This is a genomic window from Coleofasciculus sp. (genome assembly GCF_046539235.1).
Taxonomy (GTDB): Bacteria; Cyanobacteriota; Cyanobacteriia; order Cyanobacteriales; family Coleofasciculaceae; genus Coleofasciculus.
The window spans coordinates 1-3,797 of sequence record NZ_JBKHHI010000539.1; the positions used below are offsets into that span (position 1 = coordinate 1).

1 protein-coding gene is annotated in these 3,797 nt (G+C 45.8%); it reads right to left on the bottom strand.

Annotated elements, in window-relative coordinates; translation table 11 throughout:
* Positions 1-345: 345 nt before the first annotated feature.
* Positions 346-3,237 carry a two-partner secretion domain-containing protein gene (locus ACLFWI_RS28235; RefSeq protein ID WP_446415693.1) on the bottom strand — a complete coding sequence of 964 codons (2,892 nt, stop codon included), beginning with the start codon at positions 3,235-3,237 and terminating at the stop codon, positions 346-348.
* Positions 3,238-3,797: the final 560 nt, after the last annotated feature.

Genomic DNA, 3,797 nt, shown 5'->3' on the forward strand with positions numbered 1-3,797 from the left:
TAGGCACTTTAGTGCCATAAGCGCTGAAGCGCTAACTACAAGCCTAAGCGATCGCACGATTTGAGAAAAGCGTAAATTTACCCATTTTGCCAACCCATTAAACTGCCGAGGAACACAGACCTTTGATATTTTATTTCCAGATAAGGATACGAGGCATTTCATATCATTAAACCTTTTAGATTTATGTTTGTAGTAAGCGCTAAAGCGCTTACTACAAACACCTCAGGCAATTGTAGGGTGAGGAGAGCGGAGCGTAACGCACCATTTATAACGCTCGCATCGCAACTACGAACCTCACTTAAGTCAACCACATTCGATTTCGGTAAGGTTTCACAAACCATTTAACTATTGACAGGTGAACGATGGCGCACCCGTTTCGTGGGGTGTCACAACCGTTGGTTCTGCGGTAAGAATAATCGTACCATTGGCATCTTTAAACCAACCTTGAGCTTCAACAAATTTATTTGGCTTATTCCCTATAACTTCTTGGCGACTATTCCGGTTAGATTGCTGCACCTCCGTTGATTCTCTTACCGTCGTTATCCGCCAATCTTCCCAAGTCGCATCAGCATCAAGCACCTGATTCGGAGGCTTAGGCAAACCGCCGCGTCCAGTTACAATAAATTCACTTCCCTGTGCAGCCGCACAAAGACTTTGTTCAACCAGCCGCGTCACATCTACAAGTTCTGCTGGCAACTCTACCAGTCCTTGAGACGGGTCTAGCCCTAACAAAATAAGGGTAGGATCACGACTCAATTCAGGAGACGTTTGCGAAATGGCAGTGATGTCATTGGATTGCAATTCAGCGGCTTTGAGTTCTAAGGGATCATCTGGTTCCAGTAAAGTTTCTAGCTCTTCGCGGCTGCGGATAACCAGATTAAACAAACCTTGAGTCTTGAGCCGGATGCTTCCCCCTTCTCCGGAAAAAGAATCGGCAGTAATATCGCTGTTTTCATTCGGAACAGCAACAATAAAATCAGATTCAATGGTAATATTGCCACCATCTCCAGGTAGCTCTGCTTGCCCAGCCGTGCCAGCCGTTGCTGAGATGCGACTCCCACGGCGCAAAAGTAAAAGGTCATCAATAAGAAGCGTAATATCGCCGCCATTGTTTATAGCCGTTTCAGCAGAAAGGCGAGCATTAGTATCTAGGCTGAGGAAATCAGCTTGAATTTCAATATCTCCCGCCTCTCCAGTCCCCTTACTCTCAGTTGCAATTTCTGCTCCATCCTGGACAACTACGATTGGAGGGTCAATAAAGATACTGCCGCCATTGCCACTGGAGTATTCTGTAGTATTAGCAAAGAATCCACTACCATCTCCAGTAATCGTTACGCTCTCTTCCACCTGTAATGAGATATTCCCAGCATTATTGCTACCCTCTGTAGTCGTGCGGAGTTGTCCACCATTCGTCACCTCCACAGTATTGGCATTAACCGTAATTAAACCACCAATCCCGTTATCAAACGTTTCTGCCGAAACTTGGCTTCCATCTGTTACAACTAACTTGGGCGTGTTAATTGTCAGATTTCCCCCATCTCCCTGTCCTTCAGTTTGAGTCGTTAAGAGAGTGGGAAGCTGACCCGGTTCATTACTCAATTGCACTAAAGCCGAGGCATTGACAGTCAAAGTGCCGCCATTTCCTGTGCTATCGGGGAAAGTTCCACTAGCAATCACAGCGCCATTTTCGATGAGGAGTTCAGGCGTGTTAATGGTTAGATCTCCTGCATTCCCATCGCCGAAAGTATCTGTTCTCAGACCACTGAAAAAATCGTCATTATCGAATTTCACCGTACCACTGACTTGCACCAATTCTGATGCCTTCACTACCACATTACCAGCATTGCCCGCACCGAAGGTACTTGTGGCAATCTGTGCTCCATCTCTTAGCTGTAGCACAGGTGTTGTAATCGTTACATCTCCTCCGTCTCCGCTTTCTGGTAGTTGGCTGGTCGTAAAAAATCCACTACCCAAATCGCTAACTTGCACCAATTCCGAGGCATTCACCACCACATTACCAGCATTGCCCGCACCGAAAGTACTTGTGACAATCTGTGCCCCCTCTCTTAGCTGTAGCACAGGTGTTGTAATCTTCACATCTCCCCCATCTGCTGAAGTGGGAGCAAAAAAGCCACCGTTCAAGCCACTGGCGTGGACTAATTCCGAGGCGTTGACTATCAAGTTCCCGCCCTTACCTTCACCGAACGCACCAGAACCAATCTGAGAACCCTCTGTCAGGGTGATTTGCTTCCCCCACAGTTGAATATCACCTCCAGCTTCATCAGCAGTGGTGACAAAAGCGCCATTGGTCAATGATATATCTGCTCGCGGCATTTCTGGGGGAACATTCAATGAGAGGCTATTGCCATCAACAGTCAGTCCTACCGTTCCCGAACCCGCAACGGCGGCTAATTCCACTCGACCTTCTAAAGCAGCCAATCCTCCTCCAAACATTTGTCCATCAATGAGAATATATCCACCCACCAGCAGCAAACTCTGACCATCAGGGACTTCCAAACCAAACAAGGGAAAGTCAAACGAGTCATATCCGGCAAATGCAACTGAGCGAGATTCTATTCTCCCTGGCGTGATTTGATTAAACAAAAACGCCGACGGATTCACTGTCAGTAATGGCGAAGGAACCTCTGACTGTGTGGTACTAAAAAACCCCTGCTCCCCAAACTGAATTCCATTAGCTGTCGTTGCTACAAACGAACCCTGAACATCCAAACTGGCATTGTCGCCAAAAATAATCCCATTGGGATTAATCAAGAACAGATTCGCTCCACCATTGACACCCAGCGTCCCCAGAATATCCGAGGCATCATTTCCCCTTACCCGACTAAAAATATTTTCAATTCCTTGGGGAGAATCAAAATAGACACTTTGTCCTTCCCCAATATCAAATTGTTCAAAACTGTGGAATTTGTTAGCACCACGAGTCGCTCCCTGGGTAATCAGATCAATCATCGCGCCGTCGATGACACTTTCCTGGACAACCGATTGTTCGGCTCCCCAGGTTTCATCGGGGATAATCTGGGCAATAGCGCAGCTACCCCAAGCCAGCCAAACACAACTGGTGAGCGCTACACTGCTTACTCTGATGTATCCTGCCCATTTGGAACGACTCTTACGGCTCAATCTGCCCAACATCTCCCGTATTCCCCTGGACTCTACCTCTCCAGCTTCCTCACTTTCCGATGCCTGTACCAGCAACGGATGAGTTTTTTGTGCCATATTTTCCACCTTTCTCCCTTAGTCGGGTTAAGCGATTAGCTGGTTAGAAATTATACTCCTAAATTTGTTTCAATCGTTGTATGTGTCGCCAAGTCTCTTAACTATTAAACGTACTCTTACAAAACTATACAAGTATTAACCCTTTTTATTTGAAAACTGTATAACACTACACTAATTATTGTACAATTTCCACTTATAAACAATTGGATTAATTATCGCTAACCTTATTAGCTTGCTAATGGGGCTTTTTGCAATTCCCTTCTACAATTTATCTTTATCCACTACTGAGGGGGCTTGACGCTCAATCTAGATAGTACATTTGAACTAAAAGGCTTCAGTTTAAAGTGCGATCGCGCTATCATGGATACTCATAAGCTGTAATGCATTTATAGCAAATCGCTAGGCGTGTATTTACAACTCCCGTACCTGAAACTGAGTCCAGATGAGATGTTCGTACAAACAAAGTGTAACTAGACCAGCGCGAAGCGCTATAAATTGGGTATTAGTAGCGAGCAAGATGCTTTTGGGTAGCGAGCAAGATGCTTTTGGGTAGCGAGCAA

Coding starts and splice junctions, on each gene's coding strand:
- ACLFWI_RS28235 (WP_446415693.1), bottom strand. CDS start 3,237: ATGGCACAAAAAACTCATCCGTTGCTGGTACAGGCATCGGAAAGTGAG.